14 protein-coding genes are annotated in these 16,106 nt (G+C 47.6%); 11 read left to right on the forward strand and 3 right to left on the reverse strand.

The window, feature by feature from the left end; genetic code table 11:
- Positions 1-35 precede the first annotated feature (35 nt).
- Positions 36-1,133 carry a M24 family metallopeptidase gene (locus tag PJK55_RS01195; RefSeq protein WP_214746449.1) on the reverse strand — a complete coding sequence of 366 codons (1,098 nt, stop codon included), beginning with the start codon at positions 1,131-1,133 and terminating at the stop codon, positions 36-38.
- A gap of 165 nt (positions 1,134-1,298) precedes the next feature.
- Here PJK55_RS01195 and PJK55_RS01200 point away from each other — a divergent pair, with 165 nt between their 5' ends.
- Positions 1,299-2,609: a DRTGG domain-containing protein gene (locus tag PJK55_RS01200; RefSeq protein ID WP_074033433.1), complete on the forward strand. Its 1,311-nt coding sequence runs from the start codon at positions 1,299-1,301 to the stop codon at positions 2,607-2,609.
- Positions 2,610-2,651: 42 nt separating this feature from the next.
- On the opposite strand, the gene PJK55_RS01205 is transcribed toward PJK55_RS01200, so the two are convergent.
- Positions 2,652-2,966: a YtpI family protein gene (locus PJK55_RS01205; RefSeq protein WP_074033432.1), complete on the reverse strand. Its 315-nt coding sequence runs from the start codon at positions 2,964-2,966 to the stop codon at positions 2,652-2,654.
- 75 nt (positions 2,967-3,041) lie between these two features.
- On the opposite strand from PJK55_RS01205, the gene PJK55_RS01210 reads away from it, so the two are divergent.
- Positions 3,042-4,010: a DHH family phosphoesterase gene (locus PJK55_RS01210; protein WP_214782187.1), complete on the forward strand. Its 969-nt coding sequence runs from the start codon at positions 3,042-3,044 to the stop codon at positions 4,008-4,010.
- Between the two features lie 16 nt (positions 4,011-4,026).
- On the opposite strand, the gene PJK55_RS01215 is transcribed toward PJK55_RS01210, so the two are convergent.
- Complete coding sequence (locus PJK55_RS01215; RefSeq protein WP_074033430.1) at positions 4,027-4,218, reverse strand: hypothetical protein; 192 nt, start codon at positions 4,216-4,218, stop codon at positions 4,027-4,029.
- 102 nt (positions 4,219-4,320) lie between these two features.
- On the opposite strand from PJK55_RS01215, the gene dnaE reads away from it, so the two are divergent.
- The 9 genes from dnaE (at position 4,321) to icd (ending at position 16,082) form a co-directional block, all read left to right on the forward strand.
- The gene (dnaE, locus tag PJK55_RS01220) at positions 4,321-7,488 is read left to right on the forward strand and encodes a DNA polymerase III subunit alpha (RefSeq protein ID WP_271304545.1); all 3,168 of its coding nucleotides are present in this window, start codon (positions 4,321-4,323) and stop codon (positions 7,486-7,488) included.
- Positions 7,489-7,566: 78 nt separating this feature from the next.
- Positions 7,567-8,121, forward strand: coding sequence for a FadR/GntR family transcriptional regulator (locus PJK55_RS01225; RefSeq protein WP_271304546.1), 555 nt, complete (start codon positions 7,567-7,569; stop codon positions 8,119-8,121).
- A 14-nt stretch (positions 8,122-8,135) separates the two neighbouring features.
- Complete coding sequence (gene accD, locus PJK55_RS01230; protein ID WP_271304547.1) at positions 8,136-8,990, forward strand: acetyl-CoA carboxylase, carboxyltransferase subunit beta; 855 nt, start codon at positions 8,136-8,138, stop codon at positions 8,988-8,990.
- Positions 8,968-9,918 (forward strand): acetyl-CoA carboxylase carboxyltransferase subunit alpha, encoded by a 951-nt coding sequence (locus PJK55_RS01235; protein WP_214693239.1) that lies wholly within the window; start codon positions 8,968-8,970, stop codon positions 9,916-9,918. Before accD ends, PJK55_RS01235 begins: the two co-directional genes overlap by 23 nt.
- 160 nt (positions 9,919-10,078) lie before the next feature.
- Positions 10,079-11,047 carry a 6-phosphofructokinase gene (gene pfkA, locus PJK55_RS01240; RefSeq protein WP_214693237.1) on the forward strand — a complete coding sequence of 323 codons (969 nt, stop codon included), beginning with the start codon at positions 10,079-10,081 and terminating at the stop codon, positions 11,045-11,047.
- Positions 11,048-11,141: 94 nt separating this feature from the next.
- Positions 11,142-12,884, forward strand: a complete 1,743-nt coding sequence (pyk, locus tag PJK55_RS01245; protein ID WP_214693235.1) for a pyruvate kinase — start codon at positions 11,142-11,144, stop codon at positions 12,882-12,884.
- 67 nt (positions 12,885-12,951) lie between these two features.
- Entirely contained in the window at positions 12,952-13,416 is a 465-nt protein-coding gene (locus PJK55_RS01250; RefSeq protein WP_012726718.1) for a DUF441 domain-containing protein, read from the forward strand.
- A 185-nt stretch (positions 13,417-13,601) separates the two neighbouring features.
- Positions 13,602-14,714 (forward strand): citrate synthase, encoded by a 1,113-nt coding sequence (gene citZ / locus PJK55_RS01255; protein ID WP_271304548.1) that lies wholly within the window; start codon positions 13,602-13,604, stop codon positions 14,712-14,714.
- A gap of 99 nt (positions 14,715-14,813) precedes the next feature.
- Complete coding sequence (icd, locus tag PJK55_RS01260) at positions 14,814-16,082, forward strand: NADP-dependent isocitrate dehydrogenase (protein ID WP_224862760.1); 1,269 nt, start codon at positions 14,814-14,816, stop codon at positions 16,080-16,082.
- Positions 16,083-16,106: the final 24 nt, after the last annotated feature.

Consider the following 16,106-nt stretch of genomic DNA (forward strand, 5'->3'; position numbering starts at 1 on the left):
GTAAAGGTGGGATCCTTAATTGGACCCCACCTTTTTTATTGAATCTCTTGAAGTGTTTTCGGATAGCTCGTCAACGTAATCGGACCGCTTTCTGTCATGACGAGGTCATCTTCGATGCGGACACCACCTACGCCCGGTAGATAAATACCTGGTTCGACCGTAAACGTCATCCCGACTTGGGCTGTCATATCATTGTTCGCAGCCATTGATGGATGTTCATGAACTTCGATTCCGATTCCATGACCGATACGGTGTGTGAAGTACTCACCGTATCCAGCGGACGTGATGACTTGACGAGCTGCGATATCGATCGCTCCGAGCGTCGTGCCAACGTTCGCCATCTCGATCGCTGCTTCTTCTGCTTGTAATACCGTTTCGTAAATTTCACGTTGTTTCGTACTCGCTTCACCGAAGACGACCGTTCGAGTGATATCCGAGCAATACCCTTGCCAGACGACACCGAGGTCGAACAAGGCGAAATCGCCTTTCTTCAAACGGTTGTTGCCTGGTACACCGTGAGGGTCAGCGCTGTTTTCACCGAACAATACGAGTGTGTCGAATGACATTTCACGAACGCCTTGTTGTTTCATCGCATATTCAATGTCCGCGATGACTTCGAGCTCGGTCACGCCTTCACGAAGTGACCGAATTCCTGCTTCGATTGCCATATCTGCAAGTTCAGCGGCACGTTTCATTGTACGCACTTCATCCGGTGATTTGATCATGCGTAACGTTTGGAGTTCGTCTGTCAAATCGATAATCGACAATCCGGCAAAACCAGCGCGGAGTTGCTCGACACGGTTGAATGTCAAATGCTCGCCTTCAATCCCGATACGCTCAGGAACGATTTGGTTATCGAGGAACAACTTGACGATTTTATCCCACGGATTCTCGTGGTCCATGTACGTCACGATTTCACCTGACCAGTCACTCGCTTCGACAATTCCTTTTTCAAGAGCAGGACAAATGATGGCAGTTGTCCCATTCTTTAGAACGAGGATGGCAATCAGCCGCTCGTGTGCTTCTGCGTATACTCCCGAGAAGTAAAATACAGATGCCTTTGACGTGACGAATGCCGCGTCTAATCCTTTCGTCGCTAAAGATTGTGCAATTTGATTGGTGCGTTGATTCAAGATGAATCCCTTCCCTTCTCACTCTTACGTTGACTACTCGTCTATTATAGCTGTTTCGAAAACAGAAAGGAAATGTTGCAATTTGATTAGTACAGTTTGAACAAGTTTGACTGATACAGTATACTAGAAAGAGTAGAAAATGTATTGAGAGAAGGGACTCCGCGTATGACCACAAAACATGAACAGATCATAGCACATATCGAGTCACTCGATGTTGGGTCAAAAATTTCGGTCCGCCAAATCGCTAAAGAGTTAGCTGTATCAGAAGGTACGGCTTATCGGGCCATCAAAGAAGCTGAGAACCTGGGCTTCGTCTCTACCATCGAGCGTGTAGGGACGATTCGGATCAAGCGTAAACAAAAAGAGAATATTGAAAAGCTGACATTTGCCGAAGTCGTCAATATTGTCGATGGACAAGTGTTAGGTGGACGAAATGGTTTGCATAAGACATTATCTAAATTTGTCATCGGAGCCATGAAATTGGAAGCGATGATGCGTTATATCGATGTCGATTCACTCGTCATCATCGGAAACCGGGAGAAGGCGCATGAACTCGTCTTGCAGTCCGGCGGGGCCGTGTTGATCACAGGGGGTTTTGATACGACGGATGAAGTGAAACGAATGGCGGATAAGTATGATATGCCCGTCATCTCGACTTCTTACGACAGCTTTACCGTCGCAACGATGATTAACCGGGCGATTTATGATCGACTCATCAAGAAAGAGATTCTTCTTGTCTCAGACATCGTCATTCCGCTTCACGACACGTTTTATTTGAAATCGGATGACACGGTGAAACGTTGGCACGAATTGAATGAGCGGACGAAGCATAATCGTTATCCGGTCATCGATGAGCAGATGAAGGTGGTCGGGGTGATCACTGCGAAAGATGTCATCGATAAATCGCACGACTATGACATCGAGAAAGTCATGACAAAGAGCCCGATTACGGTCGGTGTTCAGACGAGCGTGACCAACGCTGCGCACCAGATGGTATGGGAAGGGATTGAGATGCTCCCTGTCGTCGATAACTATGGTCGCTTGCTCGGGATCATCAGTCGTCAAGATGTGTTGAAGGCGTTGCAGCTTGCGAATCGTCAGCCGCAAGTCGGTGAAACGTTCGACAACATGATCACGAACCAATTGAAAGAAGATCCCGCGTCGAACGGTACGGCGTTCACTGTCGAGGTTGCTCCGCAAATGACGAGCCATATGGGGACCGCATCATCAGGTGTGTTGACGACTTTGTTAGTCGAAGGGGCGACGCGCAGTCTGCGTCATATGAAAAAAGGGGATTTGGTGGTCGAGAACATCACCGTTTATTTCATGAAACCGATTCAGATTGAGAGTCAGATTCGAGTGTCGGCAAACGTCTTCGATCTCGGACGAAAGTTCGGGAAAGTCGACGTAGAAATGACACAAGGTACACAACTTGTCGCCAAGGCGCTTGTCACGGCTCAGTTGATTGATCGGTAACTTAAAAGAGCACCGGCTACACGAGTAGCGGGTGCTCTCTTTTTATGAAGGCGTATTCGTCGGTTCTTCTGCGGCGAGCGGATAGATTTTCCGGTAACGGATAAATCCAACGACCGCATTGCCTAAGCCGACGACCAACATGACGATACTGACAATCCAACCGACCGATGAATTTAAACCGAATCCACCGACCATTTGGTTCGCGGCGAATAGCGCGAGGAATAAACTTAACCAGATTAAAGCTTGTGTATTGAACAAGGCTTTACGGTTTGGCGTCTTTGTCAAAAAAGCACGACGCTTGAAGACAAGGTACGCTCCGAGCGCGAACAAAATGAGTCCAATCATGACAAGTTGCAAGTGAAGGAACCCCTTTCTTTCTCGTAATCTGTTATCATCATACCATAATAGTGTGTAGGAAAGTGAGGAATCATCATGTGGGCATGGGCGAAAGCGGATTCAATCAAAACAGAAATCGAGGCGGCTGACACCATTTTTATTCATCGACATGTCAGACCAGACCCCGATGCATTGGGGAGTCAGCTCGGGCTTCAACGTATTTTAAAGTCGGTTCATCCGGATAAAAAGATCTATGTAGTCGGTGGTATGGTGCCCGACCTTGAATTTTTAGGGAAGATGGAACACGTTGAGGAAGAAATGTATAAGGATGCGCTCGTTTTGATTCTAGATACAGCGAATCAGGAACGAATCGATGGACCATATGCGTTAAAAGGAAAAACAATCATTAAAATCGATCATCACCCTGATGAAGACCCGTATGCGATGACACAAATCGTGGACACCACGGTCAGTTCGACGTCCGAGATGATTGTGGAGTTGGCGAACATTTGGGATTATCCGATCGATCAAGAAGCGGCCTTCTTATTATATGCCGGTATCGTAGGTGACACGGGGCGCTTCCAGTTCCGGAATGCCACGGCACGTACGTTTGAGATTGCTTCGAGATTGATTGACAAAGGCATCGATACGAACAAACTGTACCGACACATGTATAAGACCAACTTAGCGACGCTTCAGTTACAAGGGTACGTGTTACAGCACGTCAATGTCACAGAAGAAGGCGTCGGGTATGTGAAGATTGATAAAGATGTGCTCCGGACGTTCCATGCGTCCCCGGAAGCGGCATCGCAACTTGTCAATAGCTTCTCTGGTCTCGAAGGATTGAAATGTTGGGTCATGTTTGTCGAAAACAAAGAAGAGATTCGTGTCCGGATTCGGTCGAAAGGACCTGTCATCAATGAAGTGGCGAAGCGTTACCGTGGTGGTGGCCATCCGATGGCGTCAGGTGCCACGATTGATACGTGGGATGAAATGGATGACGTTATTGCTGCTTTGAATGAAGTGGCAGGAGAATTCACGTTTGAAGAAAATGAAGAGAGCTGACCGCGGTCAGCTCTCTTCATTTGTCTCCATTTTCTTGTGGGATAAACCACGTGCCGCGGTCGGTCACATCTTCGACGACATCGAGTTGATATTCTGCAATATACTTTCGAAGTCGGTCGATGATTTCAGGACTGTCCGCAAAGACGGTTTGACCGTTCTGTAATTTCTCTAACTTATCGCGCGCAATTTGTCCCCGATTGATAATCATACGCTTTTGCCCCCTTTTGTCGTGAGTTTTGTCTATAATTATTGTATCAGAGAAGTGGAGAATTGAGTTTGACAATTCCATTAAATAGAGAGGAGGACGAAGATGATTCATCTTAATGTCAGAACTGCTTATAGCTTACTACAAAGCACGATTCGACTAGAACAATATGTGATGCAGATGACAGAGCGGGGGAGTCGCGCGGTCGCCATCGCAGACGATGCCTTTTATGGTGTGCCATCGTTTCTATCTTACTGCAAACGCTGTGGGGTGAAGCCGCTCATGGGGCTGAGAACCGTCCTTCGACTAGACGGGCTCGATGTGTCGGTACTTGCTTATGCCTCGAACGAAGCAGAACTACAAGAACAATACCGAATTATCAAGAAAGGCGGGATCGATGAACGTACGACGATGCCCCTCATTGTCTTACCGGAAAACTGGAAAGCGAGCGACCCGGTCCATCGACGTCGTCTTTATCATCAACTGCTGTCTTTTGTAGACGAGAACAGACTATGGCTCGGTCTCCCGGCACCGCAGACGACAGAACAGGTACAACTGTTAAAACAACTTCGCATGATGAAAGAAGAACTCGACGTCCAATTGATTCCAGTCCCTGAAACGAGATATATGCGACCTGAAGATGTGGAGGGTTTCCGGGCAATCTCTGCCATTCGAGAAGGCGAAGTGATGTCAGAGGAGGATGTACGTCAAAAAGGTCTGCATGTCCGGCTTCCAAGCGAGATGAACGACTGGTTCACCTCAGAAGAACTGGGCGAGCTTGAACGATTTGAAGCACTGATTCAAATCGTTCATCTTCCACAAGCGGAAGGCGCGATTCCAGAGTTACCGGACGCTGATCAAAAGTTGAAGCGGCTCGTCGGTGAACGGTTAAAAGCGATGGAACTGATGAAAGAGCCGTATATCGGACGAGCGAAGTTTGAGCTCGACGTCATTGCCAAGACCGGGTTTTCTTCGTATTTTCTGATTGTCGAAGATATTATCCGATTCGCCCGTGAGTCCGGGATCGAGGTCGGTCCAGGTCGGGGGTCGGCGGCCGGCTCGCTCATCAGTTTTGCACTGCACATTACAGAAGTCGACCCAGTTCGCTATGGTCTCCTATTTGAACGGTTCCTCAATCCGGAACGCGTCTCAATGCCGGATATTGACTTAGATTTTGAAGATGAGCGTCGAGAAGAAGTCGTTTCGTACGTGTTGTCAAAATACGGAGAGGCTCATGCGGCGCAAATCGGGACACTCGCAACCTTTGGAGCAAAGGCGGCCATCCGTGACGTCGCGAGGGCGCTCGGTATGACGTTAGAAGAGGGGCAGGCTGCAAGTAAACAAGTGAAATCAGGTGGGTTGGACGAATTGATGGCGAATCCAAAACAGATGAAATGGTTCGCAGGTAGCCAGAAGCGTCAACAGTTGATTCGGATTGCGAAACAGCTAGAAGGGTTGCCACGTCAATCATCCATACACGCCGCTGGGGTTGTACTCAGTCGTCAACCGATTGAAGACGTGACTCCACTTCAACCCGAACTCGAGGATCATGTGACCCAATACAATATGAAGGATTTGGAAGAAATCGGGCTGCTCAAAATTGATTTGCTCGGGCTCCGAAACTTGACTCGCCTTCGTCATATGGAGGAATTGGTCCGCGAGAGTGACGCGATGTTCTCCTTAAAGACCATTCCCTTACATGACGCCCGGACGTACCGATTATTAGCAAGAGGAGAGACCGACGGGATCTTCCAGTTTGAGTCGTCTGGTATGAAACAGGCGTTGCGTCAAGTCAAACCGACGGAATTTGAGGATATCGTCGTGACGATGTCGCTCTATCGACCAGGACCGATGCAGTTTATTGAAACGTATGCAAAACGAAAACACGGTATGCCATATCAACCGATTCACCCGGACGTCGAAGAAATCATGAAGTCGACGTATGGCGTGCTCGTCTACCAAGAACAGGTCATGCGACTTCTTCGAAAACTCGGTGGATATTCATATGCCGAGGCGGATTTGGTCAGACGAGCGATTGCCAAAAAAGATACCGGTACGATTGAACGGGAACGAGAGCGGTTTTTACATCAATCTGAAGGAAATAACCGTGATGTCTTGTCACAAAGCTTCTCTTGGATTGAAAAGTTTGCAGGGTACGGTTTTAACCGTTCCCATGCGGTCGCCTACAGTTTGATCAGTTATCGATTGGCTTACGTCAAAGCGCATTATCCCCGTGTCTTCCATGTCGTGACGTCGGAGAAGACCAGTCAACTCGTGAGACTATTGCGTAAAGACAAAATCCCTGTGTATCCGCCAGACGTATTGCACGGGCATGCCGATGCGACACTTGAAGGTCCTGGCGTCCGTCTTGGGCTTAAAGCGATTCAAGGACTGACGAAACGAGACGTCGAACGACTCATCGAGCTGAATGGACAGCTAAAAGACGTCCGCACTCTTCAGGAAGCGATGGAATGGAAGAGTAAAGATCAACTGAAGTTGAGACGTTTGCTAGGAGCTGGGGCGCTTGACCGCATGTATCACGGTGACCGGACGAGTGCGTTTGAAGCAGTCGAACGTTTACGTGAAGAGGCCGGTACGCACTTCTTACCAGATGAACTGTCATCACTCGGGCTTAAGCAGAAAAAAGCGAAAGAGCCAAACTGGTCTGAAGAAGAGCGGGAAGCACTCGGAACATGGGTTGTGCACTCTCCGCTTACAACGATTCCTGACGTGGGCATCGAGCCTTCCACGATTGAAGACGTTGTGCACGGAACGAACGGGTATCTAGTCGTGTATGTGGATGACGTGCGTACGTTCATGACGAAAAAGCAAGAACGAATGGGTGTCATGATGGTGGATGATGGTGTGACGCAAGAAGAAGTCGTCGTCTTTCCACGAACGTTCGCCCAATTCAGTCGTTCCCTCTACGTAGGTAACATTTTGTTGCTTGAAGTTCATTCAAATGAAAGGGATGGACGTAAACAATTGATTGTCGAACGTGTGCGTCCATTACATGGTCAAGCTTTGTTCGTAAGGCTCACGTTAGATCGATTCCCTGAACTAGAAGACTGGATTCAGCGTGCGCAGGGTGACGTTCCGGTCGTCTGTCGGTTCACGGATTCGAAAGAAGTGAAACAACTGGCATCCGCTTTTTCGATTAACCCGAACGAGGAGTACGTCGTAGAAGCGAAAAGACGATTCGGAGAAGAGAATGTTGTGTTAAAACGAATCGATCATAAAATGGTTGGTCCAGAAACTAGTACCAAGTCCTAAAAAGTGATATAATCGCACTAATTGGTCTGACCACTTAAAAATTGATAAGTGATCCAAATAAGGGAGTTGAACGGTCAGATGCATGAAAAACACGCATCCACATTTCACGAGAATATTTCAAAGATACGAAAATTAATTGTCCAATCGTCGTTGGTCCCGGGAGACCGGCTTCCATCCGAACGTGAACTTGCGGAGACGCTATCCATTAGTCGCGCTTCAGTTCGAGAAGCGCTACGCGCGTTAAGCTTTTTAGGCATCGTCGAAACAAGGCGCGGTGGTGGTACTTTCCTATGTGAACAAGACCGGCATCGCTACATCGAGATTTTGTCGGAGTTCATCGTCACGAAACAGACGAAAGCGACCGATATCATCGAAATGCTCAAACTGTTAGAGCGAATGGCTTTTTCGGAAGTAGAGCCGACGAAGGAGAGACTGACTCAATTAGAGGCAGTGATCGAAGAGGATCGAACGTTTCGTCAACAACTCATTTTTCAGTTGAAGAATGAGTTGTTCATCAGGATTTGGAACGAAGTGAACCGATTTTTTGAGGGACTAGATGTTGGGGAGTTATATACGCTCGAAGAACGTAAGCGTTTTGTCGAGACGTGGCGTGGAATGGGGATGCCGGAATGAACGAGGGGGAAGCGATGACTGCTTTTTTCAAGAAACCGAAACGATATATGCCTTTGCGTCAACGAGAACCAAAAATTGACGCTCCACAGGGATTAATGACGAAGTGCCCATCTTGTAAATATATGCATTATACAAAACAGTTAAACGAAAATCATAAGGTATGTGACTGTGGCTACCATTTTCCGCTTCATTCACAGGAACGAATCGACATGCTCGTCGATGAAGGTTCTTTCGAACGGTTTGCGGGACCTTCCGTCAAAGCAAATCCACTCGATTTTCCTGATTATGAAGAAAAGTTGAGTAAAGACCGTGAACGGACCGGGATTGAAGAAGCCGTCGTTTGCGGAAAAGCGACGATTGATGGACTACCACTCGTCGTTTGCGTGATGGATGCTCGATTCCGAATGGGGTCGATGGGTGCTTACGTAGGGGAAGCGATTGCCTCTGCTGTTCGCCAAGCGACGTCACGTCGTCTCCCGGTCGTCTTATTCACGGCGTCAGGTGGCGCACGAATGCAAGAAGGGATGGTCAGTTTGATGCAGATGGCGAACACGTCCATCGCTTTAAAAGAACATGATGAGGCGGGTCTTCTCTACATCGCCTATTTGACACATCCGACGACAGGCGGGGTTTCAGCAAGTTTTGCGATGCTTGGCGACTTAAACGTCGCAGAGCCCGGTGCACTTATTGGATTTGCGGGAAGACGAATCATCGAACAGACGATTCGGGAAAAACTTCCGGAAAACTTCCAGACGGCAGAGTTCTTACTCGAGTCCGGACAATTGGATGCGGTCATCCATCGTGAACAGATGCGTTCGTTCTTGAAGAAAATGATCGGATTACACGATGGGGGTGTTCGACATGTTTGACCCAATCAAAGAAGTGACCGAACAGCTAAATAAATTGCGTGAGACAGCCGAAACGAAAGGGATTGACCTATCACGTGAGATTCGTCACCTGGAGTTGAAGCTCGACCGATTAGAAAAAGATATTTATGGGAATATGAAACCGTGGGACCGCGTACAATTGGCGCGAAACCCGAAACGTCCGACAACACTCGATTACATCCATCACATGTTCCCTGATTTCATGGAACTCCATGGCGATCGTCACGGGTATGATGATGCGGCAATCGTATCGGGACTTGCGACATTCGAAGGTGTTCCGGTGACCATCATCGGGCATCAGCGTGGTCGAAATACGAAAGAAAACATGAAGCGGAATTTTGGGATGCCACACCCTGAGGGATACCGAAAAGCACTACGTTTCATGAAGCAAGCCGAGAAGTTCAACCGTCCGATTTTGACATTCATTGACACGAAAGGGGCTTATCCAGGGAAAGCCGCTGAAGAGAGAGGTCAAAGTGAAGCGATTGCTCGAAACTTGTTTGAAATGGCGACGTTGAAAGTACCGATCGTTTCCGTCGTTATCGGAGAAGGCGGTTCTGGTGGTGCGCTTGGGATTGGTGTTTGCGACCGATTGTTGATGCTTGAGAATAGTACGTACTCGGTCATCTCGCCAGAAGGTGCAGCGGCACTTTTGTGGAAAGATGCCAAACAAGCAGAGCGTGCAGCAGAAACGATGAAAATTACAGCACAAGATTTGTTCAACCTAGGGATCGTAGATGAAGTTGTAGGGGAAGTGTATGGGGGCGCGCATGTCGATGTGTCATTACAGTCATCACTCTTGAAACCTGTATTATTACAGCACATGAACGAGTTGCTCGATTTGTCGACTTCTCAGCTCATTCAAGGACGTGCGACCAAATATCATCAAATTGGCACAATTAGTGAGTGAAAACGGTAACAATGGCTTTGAATATAGAGTTATTCATTCATCAAGTGACTGCTTTGTAGGATACCCTATGCATTTTTTTCACATACTTGTGTTGTAAAACAAAGGTCAGACATGGTATTTTATTTTCAGATTTCGTTAAAACACATAAGAGGTGAGTGACGTGAATTTAAAACGTATTGCGGTATTAACGAGCGGAGGAGACGCTCCTGGAATGAACGCTGCTGTCCGTGCCGTGACCCGAAAAGCGATTTTCGAAGGTCTTGAAGTGTACGGTGTGTATAACGGCTACCAAGGATTAATCGAAGGTGATTTAGTCGAATTAAACCTTGGATCAGTCGGCGACATCATTCAACGTGGAGGTACGTTCCTTCGCTCTGCACGCTGTCCTGAATTCAGAACAGAAGAAGGACGCGCAAAAGCAGTAGAACAGTTGAAGAAATTCAATATCGATGCCCTCGTGGTCATCGGTGGAGACGGCTCATATCGCGGAGCTCAAAAATTGACGGAACTCGGATTCCCAACAATCGGCCTTCCTGGTACGATCGATAATGATATTCCGGGAACGGATGCGACAATCGGTTTCGATACAGCGCTCAACACAGCGCTTGACGCCATCGACAAAATTCGTGACACAGCTTCATCTCATGAACGTACGTATGTGATTGAAGTAATGGGTCGCGATGCTGGTGATATCGCGCTTTATTCTGGTCTCGCTGGTGGCGCGGAGTCGATTCTTGTCCCAGAACGCCCAGAAGAGTTGAATGCAATCGTGGAACGTATCAATCACGGAATTGCACGCGGTAAGAAGCACTCAATCGTCATTGTTGCTGAAGGTGCCGGAAGTGCTGAAGAAATCGGCAAATTGATTGCCGAGAAGACGAACTCAGAGACACGTGTTACGATTCTCGGACACATTCAACGTGGTGGTTCCCCAACTGCTGCAGACCGTGTACTTGCAAGCCGTATGGGTGCATACGCTGTCGAAATTCTTCTTGAAGGCAAAGCGGGCCGCGTCGTCGGTATCCGTAATAACCAGATGATGGATCTTGATATCGATGAGGCGCTCGACCACAACAAGCACACAATCGATATGCAATTGATTGACCTCGTCAACCAATTGTCGATCTAAATGATTTTTAGAAGTTGCAGAGACGGGATCAGGTCTATGGCCCCCCGTTTTCTGTGTGTAAGTTGCACTATATCCCCTAGGAGGTTTTTATATTATGCGTAGAACGAAAATTGTATGTACGATTGGACCGGCTTCTGAGAAGCGTCTTCCTGAAATGATTGAAGCTGGAATGAACGTTGCCCGTCTCAACTTCTCACACGGTGACTATGAAGAGCACGGCGCACGTATCCGTGACATCCGTGAAGCAGCGAAAGCAGCTGGGAAAGTGGTCACAGTCCTTCTTGACACGAAAGGTCCAGAAATCCGTACACATACGTTTGAAGATGGAAAAGCTCTTCTTGAAAAAGGGAAAGAAGTCACAATCGTTTCAAGCGAAGAAATCGTCGGAACGAAAGATCGTTTCTCTGTAACGTATGAAGGTCTTTACGAAGACGTAGAAGTCGGTTCACACATCATGCTCGACGACGGTCTCATCGGACTCCGTGTCGTTGAAAAACTTCCGAACCGCGACCTCCGTTGCGTAATCGAAAACGAAGGAATCATCAAGACGAAGAAAGGTGTTAACTTGCCAAACGTCAAGGTAAACCTTCCTGCCCTTACAGACAAAGATATCTCGGACATCGAGTTCGGTATCTCACAAGACATCGACGTCATCGCAGCATCGTTCGTACGTCGTGCGTCTGACGTGGTAGAAATTCGTCAACTTCTTGAAAAACACAACGCGTCACACATCAAGATTTACCCGAAAATCGAGAACCAAGAAGGTGTGGATAACATCGAAGAAATCTTGGCAATCTCTGACGGCTTGATGGTTGCTCGTGGTGACCTCGGTATCGAGATCCCGACAGAAGAAGTAACACCTGTTCAAAAAGAACTCATCAAGAAGTGTAACGACCTCGGTAAGCCGGTCATCACGGCAACGCAAATGCTCGACTCGATGCAACGTAACCCACGTCCGACACGTGCGGAAGCATCTGACGTAGCAAACGCGATCTTGGACGGAACAGATGCAGTCATGCTTTCTGGTGAAACAGCTGCAGGGGACTACCCAATCGAGTCAGTTCAAATGCAAGCTGCCATCGCAGAACGCACTGAGCGCATGCTCGACTACAAAAACTTGTTGAAAGATCGTCAGAAGCGCAGTGAGCATACGGTAACGGATGCGATCTCACAAGCGGTTGCTCACACAGCAATCAACTTGAACGCGAAAGCGATCTTGACGCCAACACAATCAGGATACACAGCTGCTCGTACGGCGAAATACCGTCCAGAAGCGAACATCATCGCAGTCACTGAATCAGAGCGCGTTGCTCGTCAGTTGAACCTCGTTTGGGGCGTATACCCGATCGTTGCTGAGACGATGCCAAACAACACGGATGAAATGTTGGTTCAAGCATCAGAAGCAGCACGTCACGCTGGATTCGTCACTGACGGTGACCTCGTTGTCATCTCAGCTGGTATTCCTGCAGCGACAGCTGGTACGACGAACATGATGAAAGTCCACATCGTTGGTCATGCTCTCGCAGACGGACGTGGAATCGGTGAGCGCGGTGTCGTTGGAGAAGTCGTTGTCGCAAAAAATGCGGAAGAAGCAAACGCAAAAGCGAAAGACGGCATGATTCTCGTCGCGCCATTCACAGATAAAGAAATGATGCCTGCCATCGAAAAAGCGGCTGGAATTATCACGGAAGACGGCGGATTGACGAGCCATGCTGGTATCGTTGGACCATCACTCCGTAAGCCAGTCATCGTAGGTGTAGACACAGCTACAACTTCACTTCGTGACGGTCAGATGATTTCAATCGACCCACTCACAGGTAAAATCTACAACGCATAATTGAACGACAATCGAACCGGCCTTCTACAAAGGTCGGTTCTTTTTCCGTTCGAAGAAAGGAATACGTATGAGTGCATATTTATTTTTATTGATGCTCGTGTTAATCGGTGTCATTTCAAACAATCAGTCAGTTATTATCGCAAGTAGCGTCTTGCTCATTATTAAAGCAATCGGGTTTGGTGATCAGTTATTTCCGACACTCGCATCGAAAGGAATCAGCTGGGGTGTGACGATTATTACAATCGCTGTCCTTGTTCCCATCGCGACGGGCGATATCGGTTTTAAAGAATTGTGGAATAGTATTAAAGGACCTGTCGGGATTGTGGCATTTGCTTCAGGGATGTTCGTTGCAATCGCTGCTGGACAAGGTGTTCAATTGATGCGCGTCGACCCGGTCGTCACGACAGCGCTTCTCGCAGGCACGATTCTAGCGGTCGGATTCATGAAAGGGATCCCGGTAGGACCACTCGTAGGAGCTGGAATCGCAGCCTTGATTTTAGGGGGATATCAAGTCATTGAAAAATGGTTTTGATATTTTCTGACAACTGAAGCCGCTTACATTTCTTTTTTGCAATAAATTGTTTATACTATATAAAGGACAGGGTAAACGGAGACTGGGTGAATGCAGGGGAAAAACCCGTCCCGTATCCTTATTCCCTATACACAGACTGTTTTTACGGTCGACCACTTTCAAACAAGACTGAGGGGGAGTTATGAATGTCAACGACAAAAGGGTTAGAAGGTATTGTGGCAGCAGCCTCAAAAGTCAGCTCAATTATTGACGGTCAATTGACTTACGGAGGATATACCATTGATGATTTAGCGGACCATGCCACATTTGAAGAAGTTGTATTTTTATTGTGGAATGACCGTTTACCAAATGCAGAAGAATTAAAGTCACTTTCGGAGGCACTCGTGAAAGAAGCGACGTTGCCAGAGGAAGTGATCGATACGTTAGCTCGTGCACCGAAATCAGCCAATGCAATGGCGACGATTCGTACGGCACTCTCACAACTTGCTCTATATGATGAGGAATCCGAAGACATGAGTGACGAGGCAAACATGCGTAAAGCGATTCGTCTTCAAGCTCAAGTCGCTACAATCGTGACGGCGTTCGCACGTCTACGTAAAGGCGAGCAACCTGTCGCTCCAAAAGAAGGTCTTTCATATGCAGCTAACTTCTTATACATGTTGAATGGAGAAGAACCAAGCGAAGTCGCAGAGAAGACAATCGACAAAGCACTTATCCTTCATGCAGACCATGAATTGAACGCTTCGACGTTCACGGCACGTGTCTGTGTGGCGACGCTTTCTGATATGTATTCTGGTGTGACGGCGGCGATGGGAGCACTCAAAGGACCGCTTCACGGTGGTGCAAACGAAGCGGTTATGAAAATGCTTCATGAAATTGACTCGGTCGACCGTGTTGAAGAATACGTACGTGGTAAATTCGAGCGCAAAGAAAAAATTATGGGCTTCGGTCACCGTGTCTATAAGGACGGCGACCCTCGTGCGAAGCACTTGAAAGAAATGAGCCGCCAGTTGACTGCTCAAATCGGCGAGCCGAAGTGGTATGAGATGTCTGAAAAAATCGATCATCTCGTTGAAACAGAAAAAGGATTGAAACCAAACGTCGACTTCTACTCGGCATCAACGTATTATGCGCTCGGTCTTGAAGAAGACTTATTCACGCCAATCTTCGCCGTATCACGGATGTCAGGTTGGATTGCGCACATTCTCGAGCAATATGCGGATAACCGCTTGATTCGTCCGCGTGCGGAATATGTCGGTGAAACAAGCCGTAAATATGTTCCTGTGAACGAACGTTAATTCGAGACACATTTTAGACAAAAGTTTGGTAAACTAACAAGTGACGTAGGTCGGCGTACGCGTCGACCTACAGTAATGTACTTAGGGGGATTCATTATGTTGACACAAGGACAAAAAATTACAGTTGAAAACGGTGTATTGAACGTACCAAACGTTCCAACGGTACCATTCATTATCGGTGACGGAACAGGTCCTGATATTTGGAACGCGGCTGTTCGTGTATTCGATGCTGCAGTTGAAAAAGCATACGGCGGCGACAAGAAAATCGAATGGATGGAAGTATACGCTGGGGAGAAGGCTTATAACGAAAAAGGTGAGTGGCTCCCGACAGAAACGCTCGATCAAATTCGCGAGTACTTGATTGCAATCAAAGGACCACTTACGACACCGGTCGGTGGTGGGATTCGTTCATTGAACGTTGCCCTTCGTCAAGAGCTCGACTTATACACATGCCTTCGTCCAGTTCGTTACTTCACAGGTGTTCCTTCGCCAGTAAAACGTCCTGAAGATACAGACATGGTCATCTTCCGTGAAAATACAGAAGATATCTACGCAGGAATCGAGTACGCGTCAGGAAGCGACGAAGTGAAAAAACTCATTAAATTCTTGCAAGATGAAATGGACGTGAACAAGATCCGTTTCCCAGAGACATCAGGAATCGGCATCAAGCCTGTTTCTTCTGAAGGGACAGAACGTCTCGTCCGTGCTGCGATTGAATATGCGATTGCGAACGATCGTAAATCTGTCACGCTCGTACACAAAGGAAACATCATGAAGTTCACAGAAGGCGCATTCAAAAACTGGGGTTATGCACTCGCTGAAGCTGAATACGGTGATAAAGTGTTCACATGGGCACAGTATGACCGCATCAAAGAAGAGTCTGGCGAAGCAGCTGCGAACGAAGCTCAGTCTAAAGCAGAAGCTGAAGGAAAAATTATCGTTAAAGATTCAATCGCTGATATCTTCCTCCAGCAAATCTTGACACGCCCACGTGAGTTCGATGTCGTCGCGACAATGAACTTGAACGGTGACTACATCTCAGACGCACTTGCTGCGCAAGTAGGTGGAATTGGGATTGCACCTGGTGCAAACATCAACTACATCACAGGACATGCAATCTTCGAAGCGACACACGGTACAGCTCCGAAATACGCGGGTCTCGATAAAGTAAACCCATCTTCAGTCATCCTTTCAGGTGAGATGATGCTCCGCCACATGAACTGGAACGAAGCGGCTGACCTCATCATCAACTCAATGGAGAAAACAATCGCTTCGAAAGTTGTCACATATGACTTCGCACGTCTCATGGACGGCGCGACAGAAGTGAAGTGTTCTGAATTTGCGGATGAATTGATCAAAAACATGTAATTTAAACGAATAAGTCGCCAATTG

The sequence above is a fragment of the Exiguobacterium sp. MMG028 genome, assembly GCF_027947425.1.
In the GTDB taxonomy this organism is placed as follows: Bacteria; Bacillota; Bacilli; order Exiguobacteriales; family Exiguobacteriaceae; genus Exiguobacterium; species Exiguobacterium aestuarii_A.